This window comes from Candidimonas humi (assembly GCF_019166065.1).
Taxonomy (GTDB): domain Bacteria; phylum Pseudomonadota; class Gammaproteobacteria; order Burkholderiales; family Burkholderiaceae_B; genus Candidimonas; species Candidimonas humi.
In genome coordinates, this window is sequence record NZ_JAHTBN010000001.1 from 77669 (window position 1) to 94436 (window position 16768).

The 16768-nt window shown below is 62.1% G+C and carries 13 protein-coding genes; 10 read left to right on the forward strand and 3 right to left on the reverse strand.

The window, feature by feature from the left end; genetic code table 11:
- Positions 1 to 14 precede the first annotated feature (14 nt).
- Positions 15 to 1244 (reverse strand): ammonium transporter, encoded by a 1230-nt coding sequence (locus KVP10_RS00355; RefSeq protein ID WP_217962458.1) that lies wholly within the window; start codon positions 1242 to 1244, stop codon positions 15 to 17.
- Between the two features lie 41 nt (positions 1245 to 1285).
- Positions 1286 to 1624, reverse strand: coding sequence for a P-II family nitrogen regulator (locus KVP10_RS00360; RefSeq protein ID WP_217962459.1), 339 nt, complete (start codon positions 1622 to 1624; stop codon positions 1286 to 1288).
- Positions 1625 to 2197: 573 nt separating this feature from the next.
- Here KVP10_RS00360 and KVP10_RS00365 point away from each other — a divergent pair.
- Both KVP10_RS00365 and KVP10_RS00370 read left to right on the forward strand, forming a co-directional pair.
- Entirely contained in the window at positions 2198 to 2632 is a 435-nt protein-coding gene (locus tag KVP10_RS00365; RefSeq protein ID WP_217962460.1) for a hypothetical protein, read from the forward strand.
- A 118-nt stretch (positions 2633 to 2750) separates the two neighbouring features.
- Positions 2751 to 3020 carry an accessory factor UbiK family protein gene (locus tag KVP10_RS00370; RefSeq protein WP_217962461.1) on the forward strand — a complete coding sequence of 90 codons (270 nt, stop codon included), beginning with the start codon at positions 2751 to 2753 and terminating at the stop codon, positions 3018 to 3020.
- On the opposite strand, the gene kynA is transcribed toward KVP10_RS00370, so the two are convergent.
- Complete coding sequence (kynA, locus tag KVP10_RS00375; protein WP_217962462.1) at positions 3003 to 3845, reverse strand: tryptophan 2,3-dioxygenase; 843 nt, start codon at positions 3843 to 3845, stop codon at positions 3003 to 3005. The two genes, KVP10_RS00370 and kynA, sit on opposite strands and share 18 nt — an antisense overlap.
- Before the next feature lie 321 nt (positions 3846 to 4166).
- Here kynA and KVP10_RS00380 point away from each other — a divergent pair, with 321 nt between their 5' ends.
- The 8 genes from KVP10_RS00380 (at position 4167) to KVP10_RS00415 (ending at position 16747) form a co-directional block, all read left to right on the forward strand.
- Entirely contained in the window at positions 4167 to 4646 is a 480-nt protein-coding gene (locus KVP10_RS00380; protein WP_217962463.1) for an Lrp/AsnC family transcriptional regulator, read from the forward strand.
- A 186-nt stretch (positions 4647 to 4832) separates the two neighbouring features.
- A complete protein-coding gene (gene purT / locus KVP10_RS00385; protein ID WP_217962464.1) occupies positions 4833 to 6035 on the forward strand; it encodes a formate-dependent phosphoribosylglycinamide formyltransferase in 1203 nt (400 codons plus the stop codon).
- Positions 6036 to 6310: 275 nt separating this feature from the next.
- Positions 6311 to 7111, forward strand: coding sequence for a basic amino acid ABC transporter substrate-binding protein (locus tag KVP10_RS00390; RefSeq protein WP_217962465.1), 801 nt, complete (start codon positions 6311 to 6313; stop codon positions 7109 to 7111).
- Positions 7112 to 7251: 140 nt separating this feature from the next.
- Positions 7252 to 7920, forward strand: a complete 669-nt coding sequence (locus KVP10_RS00395) for an amino acid ABC transporter permease (protein WP_217962466.1) — start codon at positions 7252 to 7254, stop codon at positions 7918 to 7920.
- Positions 7907 to 8629 (forward strand): amino acid ABC transporter ATP-binding protein, encoded by a 723-nt coding sequence (locus KVP10_RS00400; protein ID WP_217962467.1) that lies wholly within the window; start codon positions 7907 to 7909, stop codon positions 8627 to 8629. The genes KVP10_RS00395 and KVP10_RS00400 overlap by 14 nt, the downstream gene beginning before the upstream one ends.
- A gap of 397 nt (positions 8630 to 9026) precedes the next feature.
- On the forward strand, positions 9027 to 10313 hold the full coding sequence (locus KVP10_RS00405; RefSeq protein ID WP_217962468.1) for an efflux RND transporter periplasmic adaptor subunit: 1287 nt from the start codon (positions 9027 to 9029) through the stop codon (positions 10311 to 10313).
- 18 nt (positions 10314 to 10331) lie between these two features.
- A complete protein-coding gene (locus KVP10_RS00410) occupies positions 10332 to 13439 on the forward strand; it encodes an efflux RND transporter permease subunit (protein WP_217962469.1) in 3108 nt (1035 codons plus the stop codon).
- Positions 13436 to 16747 carry an efflux RND transporter permease subunit gene (locus KVP10_RS00415; protein WP_217962470.1) on the forward strand — a complete coding sequence of 1104 codons (3312 nt, stop codon included), beginning with the start codon at positions 13436 to 13438 and terminating at the stop codon, positions 16745 to 16747. The genes KVP10_RS00410 and KVP10_RS00415 overlap by 4 nt, the downstream gene beginning before the upstream one ends.
- The last annotated feature ends 21 nt before the right edge of the window (positions 16748 to 16768 follow it).

Below are 16768 nucleotides of genomic sequence, written 5' to 3' on the forward strand. Positions count from 1 at the left end.
GCGGTACTGCAGGCTTAGCGGTGGTAGGCCGATTCGCCATGCGAGGGAATGTCCAGGCCTTCGCGTTCCACATCAGGTGCCACGCGCAGGCCGCCGCACAGCTTGTCGGCGATGAAGTAGCCGATCAGCGCCACGATGCCTGACCAGATCACGGTGCACGCCACGCCTTCGAACTGCACCCATAGCTGATGCGGGACTTCGGCCATGGTCTTCAGCCCCGGCCCGCCCAGCGGCTGGGCGTTGAACAGGCCCGTGAGCATGGCGCCGACAATGCCGCCCAGGCCGTGGATGCCGAACACGTCCAGCGTATCGTCGGCGCCCAGCATGCGCTTCAAGCCATTGACGCCCCATACGCAGACCGCGCCCGTCAGCAGGCCGATGGCCAGCGCGCCGCCGGGCCCCACCAGCCCCGCGGCCGGTGTGATGCCCACCAGTCCGGCCACCATGCCCGAGATGCCACCCAGCAGCGAGGGCTTGCCCTTGTACATCCATTCGACTCCCGTCCATGCCAGCACGGCCGCCGCCGTGGCCAGCAGGGTGTTGAAGAAGGCCAGCGCCGCGGTTTCATTGGCGCCCAGCGCCGAGCCCGCATTGAAGCCGAACCAGCCCACCCATAGCAGGCAGGCGCCTATCATGGCCATGGGCAGGTTATGGGGCTGCATCGATTCCTTGCGGTAGCCAATGCGTGCGCCCAGGTAGTAGGCGCCGACCAGGCCGGCGATACCGGCATTGATGTGCACCACGGTGCCGCCGGCGAAGTCCAGGGCGCCTTTTTTGAACAGCCAGCCGTCGGACGCCCAGACCATATGTGCGATCGGCACATAGGCCAGGGTCATCCAGACCACTGTGAACACCAGCACCGCCGAATAGCGGATGCGTTCGGCGAAACCGCCGATCAGCAGCGCGCAGGTGATGCCGGCGAACGTGGCCTGGAACGAGGCGAAGGTGAGTTCGGGGATGCTCGCGCTCATGGCGAATTTCTGTGTTGCCAGGTCCAGCATGCCGCTGAAGAACAGGCGCGAGACGCCGCCTATCACCGGGCTGCCTTGCGTGAACGCCAGGCTGTAGCCGTAGATGAACCAGAGCACGATGGCGATGCAAAATACCGACAGCACCTGCACCAGAATAGAGAGCACGTTCTTGCTGCGCACCAGCCCGCCGTAGAAGAGGGCGAGGCCGGGAGTGACCATGAGCAGTACGAGCAGCGTCGACACGCTGACCCACACCATATCCGCTTTGTCCATGTAAAGCTCCTGAGGTGAATGACGAATGTCGAGTCGCAGAATCAGAGGGCTTGATCGCCCGACTCTCCGGTGCGGATGCGTATCGCCTGGTCTATCGGGGTGACGAAGATCTTTCCGTCGCCGATTTTGCCGGTGTGGGCCGAGGCGCACAGGCTTTCGACGGCGCGTTCGACCATATCGTCGGCCAGCGCCATTTCCAGCCGCAGCTTGGGCAGGAAGTCGACGGTGTATTCGGCGCCGCGATAGAGTTCGGTATGGCCTTTCTGGCGGCCGAAGCCCTTGACCTCGGTGACGGTCATGCCTTGTATGCCGAGTTCCGACAGGGCGGCGCGGACTTCGTCCAGCTTGAAGGGTTTGATGATGGCGGTGATCAGTTTCATCTCGGGTTTCCTGAAAAAACATGAGGTCGATCACACAGAAGCAAAACCCGTGCCAGATTTTCCAGGCAGAGCCTGAGCCGGGATCGCGCGTGTAGGGAGGGGCGCAGCGGGGGCGTGTGCGTACTGCGCCTGCCGGGCTTGGATCGTGGGCGGGGCGAGCCCCGGCGTGGTGCCCAGAGCCATATGGCGGCGCGTTATGCCCGTTTCTGGTGCATGATCGGCGCCCCGGCGCACCATCGTGGCCCGGGAATCGCGCCTGCAACGTTGCGTACATGCCTACAAAACGCCGGCGAATAAGTAACAAGAGCTTGGTGTCGCGCCGGTTTTGTTTCGTGGTGTGTATGCGGCCCGGTGGCCGGCGGCACCGCAAAGCGGGGCGCGGCGGGGCCTGCAAGCCACATTGCAGTCGATCGCCGATTTCTCTTGAAATCATGAATTACATCGGGGTATTGGGCATACGGCCGCGGGTGCATAGAATCAAATTAAGCCACTTGTAAGACAAGACTGCATCGAGCCGGTGGCCCTGCAGGTGCCGGCCCGACCCGGAATTTTCAACAAGAGAGGAACTACGCCATGAAACAAACCCGTATGCATCTGGCCATCCTGGCCGCCGGAGCTTGCCTGAGCCTGCTGGCCGCATGCTCCAAGAGCGACGACAAGGGCGCGCCCGATACCACGGCGCCTCCCGCCGAGGCCCCGGGGGCTCCGGGCGCGGCTCCGGCCGCACCGGGGGCTGCGCCCGGATCGGCGCCTACTCCCGAGCCTGGGGCGGGTTCGCAGAGCACGCCGGCCCCGTCCAGCGGAGCCGCCGACGAAAGCGCGTCCGACAAGGCCAAGGATCTCGGCAACAAGATTGCCGACAAGGCCGGCGAAATCAAGGACAGTGCTGTCGACAAGGCCGGCGAAGTGGGCGATGCGATCAAGCGCGGCGCCGCCAGCGCCGATCACAAGATCCAGGATTCCGTCGGCAATGGACAATCCACGCCGCCGTCCAGCCCGGGGAATTGATGCCCGGGCGGCGAGCCTGATTCTGCTTCTGTCTCCTTGTTTGGGCCGGGCTTCGCTCGGCCCTATTTTTTATTACACTGGCATTGTTGTAGTTCGCCTTATGTCCCCGGAGCCCGCCATGACCATCCGCCCAGACTGGTTCGAAGAATTCCAGAAAAACATGTCCGATCTGATCGCTCGCAGCCCGGCGGCCGATATCGAGCGCAACGTAAAGGCCATGATGGCGCAGACCTTCTCGCGTCTCGACCTGATCACTCGCGAAGAATTCGACGTGCAGGCCGGCTTGCTGCAAAAGGCGCTGGCGCGCATCGACGCGCTGGAGTCCCGCATCAAGGCGCTCGAAGGCGAGCCTCCCGCACCCGAGCCCGAGTCACAGCACGGTGCGTAGCCGCCAGAGCTCGGGAAACAGCACCACGTCCAGCATCTTGCGCAGGTAGGAAACCCCCTCGGTGCCGCCTGTGCCGCGCTTGAAACCTATGATGCGCTCTACCGTGGTCACGTGGCGGAAGCGCCATTGCCGGAACGAATCCTCGATGTCTACGAGCTTTTCCCCCAGTTCATAGAGTTCCCAGTGGCCCTGCGGGTCGCGATAGACTTCCAGCCAGGCGGCCTCGACCGACGCGTCGAATTCGGTGCGTTCCGTCACGGGACGCTGCAGGCGGGCGGGATCTATAGGCAGCCCCCGGCGTGCCAGCAGGCGTACGGCGCCTTCGTACAGCGAGGGGGTTTCCAGCGCTTGCCGGACCTCGGCCAGGCGCGCCGGGTTGTGGGCATGCGGGCGCAGCAGCGCGGCGTTCTTGTTGCCCAGTATGAATTCGATTTCCCGATACTGATAGGACTGGAAGCCCGACGAATGGCCCAGGTACGGGCGCATGGCCGTGTATTCCGGCGGGGTCATGGTGGCCAGCACAGTCCAGGCCTGCACCAGTTGGTCCATGATGCGCGAGACCCGCGTCAGCATCTTGAACGAGGGGCCGAGTTGCTCGGCGTCGATGTGCTGGCGGGCGGCGCGCAGTTCGTGCAGCATGAGCTTCATCCAGAGTTCGGTCGTCTGGTGCTGGATGATGAACAGCATTTCATTGTGTTCGGGCGACAGCGGATGCTGGGCATCCAGCAGTTGGTCCAGGGCCAAGTAGTCGCCGTAGCTCATGTCCTTGGAAAAATCCATGCTGGCGTCGTGCCATCCGGCGCCTTGCTGCGGATCGGAAGTCATGTCGGGTTACTCCTAGTGTGGGGAAGAGGGCGCCGTGCCGCGCCGCTGCGAATCAGGAATATGGTATAGAAGAAGCCGGTGCATGAGCATGCAAAATGACGCCGTGCGCAAGCCCCATAATCAATAAAATGCCGATACGGGTGCTGGGCGCGCAATAAAATGCCCCCGCGCTTTGCCTTCGGCTTGCTGCTCACCCGCGGCCTGCACGCTGCTCGGATTCGCCAGGCACGGCACAATCCGCAGGGTCTGTGTCGTGTCCGGGCTTATTGTCGAGGGGGCGCTTTTTGCCTTGGGACGGCCCGGTGGATAGAAAAGACGAAAATGGAACTGGACGCGATCAATCTACGTATTCTGGCCTGCCTGCAAGAGAACGGCCGCATCAGCAACCAGGATCTGGCCGACAAGGTGGCGCTGTCGCCCTCGGCCTGCCTGCGCCGCCTCAAGGCCCTGGAGGCCAGCGGCATCATCCTGGGCTATGAGGCGCGCCTGGACACCGAAAAGCTCGGCGTCGAGATCGAGGCCTTCGTGCAGGTGTCGATGCGCGAAGAAGAAGAGGGCTGGCACGACCGTTTCGTGGCCGAGGTCGGCCTGTGGCCCGAAGTCTGCGCCATCTATGTGGTCACCGGCGAAAGCAACTACATACTGCGCGTGCAGGCGGCAAGCCTGAAGGACTATACGGATTTCATCGTCAACAGGCTGCACCGCACCCATGGCGTCACCGACATACGCTCCAACATGATCCTGCAGAAGCTGAAAGAAGTTCCTGCGGGCCTGCCGGGCAGGCGCCCGGCGCGGCGCTGAGCGCCATTCGCTCAATATGCGCCGCGGCAAGCGGCGCCGGCATGGCGGCGCCGGCATAGCGGTACTGGCGAGGCGGTACTGGCTAGTAGCGATACTGGAAAAACGGCTCTGGGATAGCGATGCTGGCATATGGCGGCGCCGGGCAATTACAATGCGGGTTCCTTATTTCCGCATGCGCCCGCGACCATGACCACGATCGGATCTCCGCTGTTTCCCAATGCCACCAGGGTAATGCTGCTTGGTTCGGGCGAACTGGGCAAGGAAGTCATCATTGCCCTGCAGCGCCTGGGCGTCGAAACCATCGCGGTCGACCGCTACGAGAATTCGCCGGGCCAGCAAGTCGCGCACCATGCGCGCACCATCGCGATGAGCGATCCCGATCAATTGAAGGCGCTGATCGAGGCCGAACGGCCCGACATCGTAGTGCCCGAAATCGAAGCCATCGCCACGCAGGCGCTGGTTGAACTGGAAGACGCAGGCGTGGCCCGCGTCATTCCCACGGCCCGTGCGGCGCGCCTGACCATGGATCGCGAGGGCATACGGCGCCTGGCGTCCGAGACCCTGGGCCTGCCCACCAGCCCCTATGCCTTCTGCGATTCCTTGCAGGCCATGCAGGACGCCATCGACGGGGGCATCGGCTATCCCTGCGTGGTCAAGCCGGTGATGAGCAGCTCGGGCAAGGGGCAGAGCAAGGTCGACGGCCCCGAGCAGGTGCGCCAGGCCTGGGACTATGCCATGGCCGGCGGCCGTGTCAGCCACGGCCGGGTCATAGTCGAAGGCTTCATCGACTTCGACTATGAAATCACTTTGCTCACTGTGCGTGCCCGTGGCGCGGACGGCGCGATCCAGACGCATTTTTGCGAACCTATCGGCCATCTGCAATCGGCCGGCGACTATATCGAGAGCTGGCAGCCTCATCCCATGAGCCCCGCGGCCCTGGAAGAGGCGCGCCGCATTGCCAAGGCCGTGACCGACGACCTGGGAGGGCAGGGCGTGTTCGGTGTCGAGTTGTTCGTGAAGAACGACAAGGTGTGGTTCAGCGAAGTAAGCCCGCGTCCGCACGATACCGGCCTGGTGACCATGGCCTCGCAATGGCAGAGCGAATTCGAACTGCACGCCCGCGCCATACTCGGGCTGCCGGTCAGCACGGCGCTGCGCAGCCCCGGCGCCAGCGCCGTCATCTATGGCGGCGTCGATGCCCGGGGCATCAGCTTCGACGGCGTGGCGCAAGCGCTGAGCATCCCGCAGACCGACCTGCGCCTGTTCGGCAAGCCGGAAAGCTATACGCATCGCCGCATGGGTGTGGCGGTGGCTTATGGGGACAATGTGGCGGATGCGCGCGAGCGTGCAAAGGCCGTGGCATCTCTTGTCCAGCCGCGGCGCGCGTGACGCGGGGCGCCCTTGCCAGGCCTTGCCTTGCGCCGATATTCCACGGATATTCCCGCAAAAACTTTCTGCAAGCTGAACAAAGAGCGGCTCTTGCAGCGGCATGGCGGCCGGCATGCGCCGCGGCGGCGCTCGGCTTGACTTACTGCGCTTGCCGCTCTCATACTTGCCCCCACACGCTCTCGATTCCGGGGTGCTGCAGGGCCTCCGCCAAGTAAGGCAGGCCATGGCGCCGGCGTCGTAGAAGTCCTTAGTCTTAGTCCTGAAGGAGATCTTCCTTGAAAAAATCAATCACCACTCTGATGGCTGGCCTGCTGTTTTCGGCCTGCGCGTTCACGGCCAGCGCGGCTTCCGGCGGCAAGCTCACCATACTGGTCGGGGCGGACACCACCTTCCCGCCATTCGAAACGGAAGTCAACGGCAAGGTCTCGGGCTTCGACATCGACATGATCCAGGCCATCGCCAAGGCCGAGAACATGCAGGTCACCTTGAAGACCATGCCGTTCAACGGCTTGATCCCCAGTCTGCAGGCTGGCTCGATCGACGCCGCGGTGGCCGGCATCACCATCAAGAAAAGCCGCATGCAGAACGTCGATTTCAGCGATGCCTATTACAAGTCGGGTCTGTCCGTGCTGGTCAAGGCCGATTCCAAGATCAAGAGCTTCGCCGATCTCAAGGGCCATGTCGTGGCCACCAAGAAAGCCACGTCTTCGGTCGACTACATGACCGAGCACGGCATCGACTCGCGCTACATCAAGCAGTTCCAGGACATCGATGTGGCCTACCAGGCGCTCATGACCGGCGGCGCCGATGCGGTGGTCTTCGACAATCCCGTCAACGTCAATTTCAAGACATCCCACAAGAACGTGAAGATCGTCGGCGACCTGCTGACGGGCGAATACTACGGCATCGCCATCACCAAGAAAAAGCCTGAACTCGTCGACAAGATCAACGCCGGCCTGGCCAAGATCAAGAAGAGCGGCGAGTATCACCAGTTGTTCGTGAAGTATTTCGGCGGCGATACCCGCGGCGCCGTCAAGGGTGTCGAGAAGCCCGACAGCGTGGCGGTATCGGGCTGATCTTGTACATGCGTCCGGCCTAGGGCTTGTTCACGCTGAAAGGGACACCCCTTTTAGTGTGAACAAGCCCTGGTGCCGGGCCCGCCGAACCGGCCTCGCCGCCGCGGCAGCGAGGCCGACCAGACTGAACAAGAAGGCTTATGAATACAATCTGGCAGAATTTACCCGTCATCCTGGATGGCCTGCGACTGACGATCCAGTATTCGATCGTGGCCATCATCCTCATGGTCATCATCGGCCTCATCGCGGCGCTGATGCGCCTGTCCAAGTCGGCGGTCCTGCGCTGGATCGCGACGGCCTATGTCGAGATCTTCCGTTCCACTCCCTTGCTGGTCCAGTTGTTCTTCATCGTGCTGGGGCTGCCCGCCATCCTGCCGGTGAACCAGTGGTTCGGGCAACTGACCTATCCGATCCTCGCGGCCGCGGTAACGCTGGGCCTGAACGAAGGCGCCTACGTCACGGAAATCATCCGCGCCGGCATCCTGGGCGTGGATCGCGGCCAGAAAGAAGCCGCTGCCAGCATCGCGATGACGAACTTCCAGACCATGCGCTACATCGTGCTGCCCCAGGCGTTCAAGCGCATGATTCCGCCGCTGGTCAACCAGGCGGCGCAAACCATCAAGGACACCTCGCTGCTGGCGCCCGTCGGCATCATCGAGCTGGTCTACAAGGGCGAGGTCGTGATCTCGGCCACTTTCGCTTCGTTCTCGATCTGGGGACTTATCGCCGTCCTGTACTTCATCATCATCTTCGCCGTATCGAAGTGCGCGTCCTACCTCGAGAGGAGGCTTCAAGTTGATAAACGTTAAAGATCTGCACAAATCCTTTGACCAGCACGAGATCCTCAAAGGGATCACGAACCATGTGGACGAAAAGGAAGTTGTCGTGGTCATCGGCCCTTCGGGCAGCGGCAAGAGCACGTTCCTGCGCTGCTTGAACGGCCTCGAGACGGTGACCAGCGGCGATATCGAGATCGCCGGCATGAGCCTCACCGATCCCAAGACCAACATCCACCAGTTGCGCCAGCACGTGGGCATGGTGTTCCAGCAATTCAATCTGTTCAAGCACCTGACCATACTCGAGAACATCACCATAGGCCCGCGCAAGGTCAAGAAGATAGGGCTCGAAGACAGCAACCGGATCGCCCGCGAACTTCTCGCCAAGGTGGGCCTGTCGGGCAAGGAAAGCAGCTATCCCGACCAGCTCTCCGGCGGCCAGCAGCAGCGCGTGGCCATTGCCCGGGCGCTGGCCATGGGGCCGAAAGTGATGCTGTTCGACGAGCCCACTTCGGCGCTCGACCCCGAGATGGTGGGCGAGGTCCTGCAGGTCATGAAGGCGCTGGCTGTCGAAGGCATGACGATGGTGGTGGTCACGCACGAAATGGGTTTTGCGCGCGAAGTCGGGCATCGCGTCATCTTCATGGACGACGGCTACATCGTCGAAGAGGGCAAGCCGCAAGACATATTCTCCAATCCGCAAATGGACCGCACCAAGAACTTCCTGGCAAAGGTACTTTAGTGCGCAGGTGCTTTGGTATTCCGTACCACCAGGCCCCAGAAGTGTCGGGGCCGGGAGCCTTCTGCCTGAAGACCGCCTGAAAATCGGCTGGATTTCCGTGGGCTGAGGCTTTGGGCAGGCCGGTGACGCAAAGGCTGCGGCTTGTCTCGTAATGGATCGAAACGGCTAGTCGTAACTGATAGTAATGTGGAGCCGCCCCCAGCGCCACGTCCCTATGCCCGCCAAACCCTTGCCACGCCTGGGAGTCGCCCAGCATAGCCATGGCGGCCATGACGTTTTTTCATGCAACGACCCTAGTTGTGTGCGTAACAAAGCGCCTGTTATTCTGCTCAAGCTCCGTTGGTGAGCTGGGAACCTCTCGGGCATCGGCGGCGTCGATATCTCTTTCGGGGTCGTTATGAGCGAAACTCAGCCGGCACAGGCAAGGCGTTTCCCACTGGGCCGCATCCTGCTTGCAATAGCGGCAGTAGCGCTGATCGTGCTGGCGATCGCACATTTGCGCGGTTCTGGAAAAGGCAGGCGCGGCGCGCCGCCACAGGTGGTGTCGGCGGCCGCTGCGGCCGTGGGTGACATGCCCGAGATCATCAGCGCGTTGGGCACAGTGACTCCAGTGGCCACTGTCACCGTGCTACCGCAGCTCAGTGGCTATCTGACGGCCGTGGGCTACCAGGAAGGGCAGGACGTGGCCAAAGGGCAGTTTCTTGCCCAGATCGACCCGCGCCCATATGAAATTGGCAAGCGGCAGGCCCAGGCCCAGCAGGGTAAAGACCAGGCTGCGCTGGCCCAGGCCCGTTCCGATTTGGCCCGTTATGCGTTGCTGAATCGGCAGAAATCGATCGCTGAGCAAACCTATACCGACCAGCGCTACGCGGTGCAGCAGGACGAGGCTGCGGTCAAGGCGGACCAGGCCAGCATTGCTCAGTACGAGCTGGATCTGGACTATTGCCACATCACCGCGCCGGTATCCGGGCGGGTTGGCCTGCGGTTGGTCGACCCTGGCAACTATGTCACCGCTTCGACGCAGCCGGGCATCGTGGTCATTACCACCATGAAGCCGACCACGGTGGAATTCACTGTTGCGCAGAATCAGCTTGCCAAGGTACTGCGACGCGTTAATTCGGGCGCCAAGCTGCCGGTCACGGTGTACGACAGCGAGAACAGCCGCCAGCTCGCCAGCGGCACCCTGTACGCGATCAGCAACCAGATGGCCACCAGCACTGGTACCGTGACTCTGCGGGCGACTTTCGCCAACGACGACGAGGTTTTGTTTCCCAACGAGTTCGTCAATGCCAGGTTGTTGGTGGATACCTTGCACAATGCAGTGCTGGTGCCGACTGCCGCGGTGCAGAGCGGTGCCCCCGGTGACTATGTCTACCTGGTCAATGCGGGGCAGACTGTGTCGGTGCACAAAGTGACCCTGGGCCCGAGCGACGGCAAGCATACCGTCATCCTTTCGGGCCTGTCGGCAGGTGACGTCGTGGTTACCGATGGACTGGACCGGCTGAGCGATGGCGCCAGGATCAAGGTTGCCCAGTCGGCATCATCCGCGCCCGGCGCGCCGGGCGCCGCTTCGGCCTCGGCATCCGCAGCGCCCAAGTCTACTGCCGCCAAGACCGCTGTGCCCGCGGCCGCGAAGGGCGAAGCGCATGTCGCGGCGCCCGGTGCCAGGGCCACAGCGTCGTAGACAGCAGGCGTGCAAGCCATGAACATATCCCGTCCGTTCATCCTGAGGCCGGTCGCGACACTGCTGCTGATGATAGCGCTGGTGCTGGTGGGGTTGGTCGTGCTGCGATTCCTGCCGATCTCTTCGCTGCCCGACGTGGACTATCCGACCATACAGGTGCAGACCTTCTACCCGGGTGCCAGCCCCAGCGTCATGGCGACCACGGTCACGGCGCCGCTGGAGGTGCAACTGGGCGAGATCCCAGGCCTGCAGCAGATGACTTCCTACAGTTCGGACGGGGCTTCGGTCATCACCCTGCAGTTCAACCTCTCACTGAACCTGGATATTGCCGAGCAGGATGTCCAGCAGGCCATCAATGCGGCCAACAGCTTCTTGCCCAGCGGCTTGCCGGCGCCGCCTACCTACGCGAAGGTCAACCCCGCCGACCAGCCCATCCTTACACTGGCGGTGACGTCCAGGTCGATGTCGCTGACCCAGTTGCAAGACGCTGCCAACAACCGCCTGGCGACCAAGATTTCCGAGGTGCCAGGTGTGGGCCTGGTGTCGTCGGCCGGAGGCAATGTGCCGGCGATACGGGTCGAAGCATCCCCCCAGAAGCTGGCCGCCTATGGGCTGAACATGGACGACCTGCGCTCGTTGCTGGGAGTGGTCAACATCAGCCAGCCCAAGGGGAATTTCGATGGCCCCGAACTCGACTACACCATCAACGATAATGATCAGATCACTAGCCCCGAGCAGTATCTGAACACGGTCATCGCCTACCAGAACGGTGCGCCGGTGTTCATGCGAGACGTCGCCACCATTACCGAGGCCGCGCAGAATGTCGATCAGGGTGCCTGGTACAACCATACGCCGGCCATCGTGCTCAACGTGCAGCGCCAGCCGGGCGCGAATGTCATTGCCACAGTCGACCAGATCATGAAAGAGCTGCCAGTGCTCAAGGCCACATTGCCTGCGGGCATGCAGGTCGCCGTGGTCTCCGACAGTACTGGCGTGATTCGTTCTTCGGTGTCGGATGCCGCTTTCGAGCTGGTGCTGGCGGTAGCTCTGGTGGTGATGGTGATCTTCGTGTTTCTGCGCAATCTGCCGGCCACCGTCATCCCCAGCATTTCCGTGCCAGTATCGCTGATCGGCACCTTGGCGCTGATGTACGAACTGGATTATTCGATCGACAACTTGTCGCTGATGGCGCTGATCATCGCCACGGGTTTTGTGGTGGACGACTCGATTGTCATGATCGAGAACATCGTGCGCTACCTGGAGGCAGGGAAGACTCCCTTGCAGGCAGCGCTGGAAGGAGCGGGGCAGATAGGTTTCACCATTTTGTCGCTGACCGTCTCGCTGATCGCGGTGCTGATTCCTTTGCTGTTCATGGGGGGCGTGATCGGCCGCTTGTTCAGCGAATTCGCCGTCACGCTCGCGATTACCATCGTTATTTCAGCGGTGGTGTCGCTGACGCTTGTGCCAATGCTATGCGCTCGCCTGCTGCGGGCACAGGCGCAGCGCAGCCCAAGCCGTTTCGAGCGTGCCAGCGAAAGGCTGTTTGACAAGGCTTTGGCAGCCTATGAGCGCGGGCTGCGCTGGGTGTTGGACCACCAGACGCTGACGCTGCTGGTGGCCTCCGCCACCGTGGCTCTTACGGCAGTCCTGTACATCACCATTCCCAAGGGCTTGTTTCCCGTGCAGGACGTTGGCGTGATCCAGGGCATCAGCGTGGCCGACAATTCGGTGTCCTATAAGACCATGGCGCAACGCCAGTCGGCGCTGTCCGATGCCATACTTAAGGATGCCGATGTGGTGTCGCTGACGTCGTATGTAGGCATAGACGGGACCAACGCAACGTTGAACAAGGGGCGCTTCTTGATCAACTTGCGGCCGCGCGACCAGCGTTCCTCCACCGCCTTGCAGATCGTGCGGCGCCTGCAGAAGGAAGTCGCGGGGGTGCCCGGGATCAAGCTGTACATGCAGCCCGAGCAGGACCTGACTCTGGACACCACGGTTTCGCCGAATCAATACCAATTCGTGCTGCGCGGGCCTAGCCAACAAGCGTTCGAGCAGTATGTGCCAGCGCTGGTCGAGCGGATGAAGCAGATCTCTTCCATTACCGATGTGACCAGCGACCTGGATAGCGACGGCCTGAGCATCAACGTCGAGGTCAATCGCCAATTGGCGGCGCGCTACGGCATTACTCCTGCGACCATCGACAATGCGCTCTATGACGCCCTGGGTCAGCGTATCGTCTCGACCATCTTCGAGCAGGCCAACCAGTACCGGGTGGTTCTGGTCGCCCAACCCAAGTCGCTGCCGACAATACAGTCTCTGGGCACGCTGTATTTGCCCAGCCAGACCAGCAGCAGCGGCCAAGTACCGCTGTCCCAGATCGCCACCATCAAAATCGTCAAGACTCCACTGCAGATCAGCCATCTGGCTCAGTTCCCGGCCGTCACGGTGTCGTTCAATCTGGCCCAGGGTGCGTCCCTGAGCACGGCCGTGCGCGACATCCAGCAGGCTCAGCAGGCTGTGCATCTGCCAGCGTCGATCACATCCACGTTCCAGGGTGCCGCCCAGGCGTACAAGGATTCGCTGTCTAGCGAGATATATTTGCTGATCGCTGCGCTGGTGGCTGTGTATATCGTGCTGGGCGTGCTCTATGAAAGCTTCATTCATCCGGTGACGATCCTGTCGACGCTGCCCTCTGCAGGCATAGGCGCGTTGTTGGCGTTGATGATCGCCGGCAGCGACCTGGACGTGATCGGCATCATCGGCATCGTCTTACTGATCGGCATTGTCAAGAAGAACGCGATCATGATCGTGGACTTCGCGCTCGAGGCCGAGCGCGAACACGGCAAGCCGCCCCGCGAGGCAATCTTCGAAGCGTCGCTGTTGCGCTTCAGGCCCATCCTGATGACGACCCTGGCGGCCATGTTGGGCGCTTTGCCGATGCTGATGGGAACGGGAACCGGCTCGGAACTGCGCAGGCCGCTGGGCCTGGCCATCATCGGTGGCTTGACTCTGAGCCAGATGTTGACGCTGTTCACCACGCCGGTGATCTACTTGTTCTTCGACCGGGTCGCTCGGCGCCTGCGAAGGCGTGGGCGTGATGCGCCGGCGGAGATCGTGCCGTGAACATTCCGGGACTGTTCATCCGGCGGCCAGTGGCGACCACTCTGTTGGCAATTGCCATTGTATTGTCCGGGATGCTGGCCTATTTTCATCTGCCGGTCGCGCCGCTGCCCAATGTGTCGTATCCGGTCATCGTAGTACGGGCCAGTATGGCCGGCGCCAGCCCCGACGTCATGGCCACCACCGTGGCCGAGCCCCTGGAACGGCGCCTGGGCACCATCTCCGACGTCAATGAAATGACCTCGATCAGTAGCGTGGGAACCGCCATGATCGTGATCCAGTTCGGCTTGAGCCGCAATATCAATGGCGCGGCGCGAGACGTGGAGGCGGCGATCCAGGCGGCCCGCGCGGACCTGCCTACTACGCTGCGCGGCAACCCCAGTTACCGCGAATACAATCCGGCAGATTCTCCCGTCATGGTCCTGGCCCTGACCTCCGACACCCTGACCAAGGCCCAGCTCTATGATTCCGCCGATTCGGTCATTCAACAGCAACTGTCGCAGATCAACGGGGTAGGGGAGATTACTCTGGGCGGCGGCGCTCTGCCTTCGGTGCGGGTCGAACTTCAGCCGGGCAAGCTAAATAGCTACGGCATCGGCTTCGAGGATGTGCGCGCGGCGATCAGTGCGGCCAATGCCGACAGCGCGAAAGGGCATATCGACCAGGATGGCATACGCTACGACGTGGTATCCAACGACCAGATCAGTAAGGCCGCGCCATACCGGGACCTGGTCATCGCCTACCGCAACGGTGCCCCGGTGCTCCTGCGCGATGTCGCCGACGTTCAGGATTCCAATGAAAATATCCGTAACGCGGGCTTGTACAACGGCAAGTCGGCGGTGTTGGTAATCGTCTACCCGAGGCCGGGCAGCAATGTGGTTGATACCGTCGCGCAGATCCGCAAGGTGCTGCCCTCGATCGAGGCGACGCTGCCCAATGGCATCCACGTAGGTGTGGCAATGGACCATTCCGAATCGGTGCATGCATCGGTGCAGGACACCGAACGCACCTTGTTCCTCGCCGTGCTGCTGGTGGTCGGCGTAGTCTTCGTGTTCCTGCGTTCGCCGCGGGCCACCCTGGTGCCGGCGGTGGCGCTGCCACTGTCCATCGTGGGAACATTCGGGCCGATGTACCTGCTGGGCTATAGCGTGGACAACCTTTCTCTCATGGCCCTGACCATAGGCACCGGCTTCGTGGTTGACGACGCGGTGGTGGTGCTGGAGAACGTCACCCGGCATATCGAAGCGGGCCTGAGCCCGCTGGATGCCGCCTTGCAGGGTAGTGCGGAAGTCGCCTTCACGGTCATTTCCATGAGCCTGTCGCTGATCGCCGTATTCCTGCCCATTTTGCTGATGCCGGGCATCGTAGGGCTGCTGTTCCATGAGTTCGCGGTGACATTGTCCATCGCCATCCTGATCTCCCTGGTAATTTCGCTGACGGTCACGCCTGTCATGTGCGCCTATGTGCTACGCGGCCACCATGCCGAAAAGCCGCAGGGCCGCTGGGCCATGTACTTGGAGGCGCTGTTCGAACGCTTCAAGCGTTTCTACTCCCGCACGCTTTATTTGGTACTCGACCACGCGCGGACTGTGATCCTGACGCTCATCGCCCTGCTGGTGCTGAATGTCTTCCTGTTCAAGCTGGTCCCTACGACCTTTTTTCCGGAGCAGGACACTGGCATCCTCATCGGGCACATCATCGCCGACCAGAGCATTTCCTTTCCGGCGATGGAGAAAAAGCTCGCGCAACTGCAGGCGATCGTGCAAGAGGATCCGGCGGTCGCTTCGGTGGCCGGCTTCACCGGTGGGCGGTCGTTGAATTCGGCCACAGTGTTCATCGAACTCAAACCGCTGGCGCGGCGCAAGATCTCTGCTGCCCAAGTGGTCAACCGGCTGAGGCCGAAGCTGAACCGAGTGTCGGGCGCGCGGCTGTTCCTGCAGGCGCAGCAGGACTTGAGGATAGGAGGGCGCCAGTCGGCGTCGGAATACCAGTACACACTCACCAGCGACGACCCTCAGGCCTTGTATACCTGGACTCCGAAGCTGGTGACCGCGCTGGGCAAGTATTCGTCGCAGATACAAGATGTGAACACGGACTTGCAGCAGCATGGCCTGCAGACGTACATCACGATCGACCGCAGCACCGCGGCGCGCTACGGCTTCCAGCCGAACCAGATAGATACGGCGTTGTACGACGCTTTCGGGCAGCGCACCGTGACCACTATCTACAATCCTCTCAACCAATATTTCGTGGTAATGGAGGTGGCTCCGCCATATTGGCAGTATCCGCAAGGGCTGGACCGGGTCTATTTCAGTCGCGCGGCCGGCAATCCGACCGGCACCCAGCAGACGCGCATGCCCGGAGGAACCGTTTCGGGAGTCGTACTGTCGAGCGCTACAGGCCCGTCGCAGTCGGCCGCATCGGGCTCCAGCATGCTCAATGCCGATGCCCAGGCGAACCGTCTCACCAACAGCATTTCCAACAGCAAGGGCGGCAGCTCCAGTGGCAGCGCCGACAGCACGGCAGCCGAGACCATGGTGCCGCTGTCGGCACTGGCCAGCTATACCAACAGCCATACGGCCACTCAAGTCAATCACCAGAGCGGCCTGGTCGCTGCGACCGTTTCGTTCAATCTGCCGATCGGCGGTTCGCTCAGCCAGGCCGCCGTCGCGATCGGCAAGGCCGCGCAGGACATCCACATGCCGGCTTCCGTCCATGGTGCCTTCGCTGGGGCGGCGCGGGCGTATTCGCAATCCATGGGCACCGTTCCGCTGCTGGTACTGGCTGCTCTGACTGTGGTCTATATCGTGCTCGGCATCCTCTATGAGAATACGATTCACCCGATCACCATCCTGTCGACACTGCCCTCAGCTGGAATCGGCGCTACGCTGGCCTTGCTGCTGTTCGACACGCCGTTCTCGGTGATTGCCATGATAGGTATCATTCTACTGATCGGGATCGTCAAGAAGAATGGCATCATGATGGTCGACGTCGCCGTCCGGCTGCAGCGCGATCGGGGGCTGGATGCCAGGCAGGCGATCCATGAGGCCGCCGTGCTGCGCCTGCGGCCGATCATGATGACTACAGCGGCTGCGGTGCTGGGCGCAATGCCTCTGGCGGTAGGCATAGGGCAGGGGGCGTCGCTGCGCCAGCCACTGGGCATCACGGTGATGGGCGGCCTGGTCCTGAGCCAGGTTTTCACCCTGTACACTACACCGGTGATCTACCTGTACCTGGATCGGCTGCGCGCCAGGCTGACGGTGTGGTCGTCCAGCTTGCCCTGGAATCGGAGCCCTGACACCCAGGCATGAAAATGGATTGCAGCGGACTGG